The 369-nt window shown below is 44.4% G+C and carries 1 protein-coding gene; it reads right to left on the minus strand.

The annotated features are described in order from the left end of the window. Positions 1-369, minus strand: a 369-nt coding sequence (locus J8M14_RS22965) for an Ig-like domain-containing protein (protein WP_211077178.1), incomplete at both ends; no start/stop codon positions are given.

Below are 369 nucleotides of genomic sequence, written 5' to 3' on the forward strand. Positions count from 1 at the left end.
TCAGGGTTCGCATTGTCTGACGTGAACACTACCTGAGCCGGACTTCCATTGACAATCGCTACTTCCGCAGTTGTTCCCCCATCATTATCATCATCAATAGTCGCTGTTACATCAACAGTTTCAGCTACTGTATTGGTAATCGTTATGGTAGCGGTTCCATTCGCATCTGTTGTTGCCGTGGTACTGGATAATATTGCACTGCCTGTAACAGCAAAAGACACATTATATCCAGCTCCTGCTATATCATTACCTGCAGCATCTTTTAATTGTACTGTGATTGTTTCAGTTTCCGTTCCGTCTGCCACGGCTGTTCCATCGGCAGCACTAATTACTGTTCCAGTAGCCGAAACATCAACAATATCGTCATCA

The organism is Aquimarina sp. MMG016 (assembly GCF_018100805.1).
Classification (GTDB): Bacteria; Bacteroidota; Bacteroidia; order Flavobacteriales; family Flavobacteriaceae; genus Aquimarina.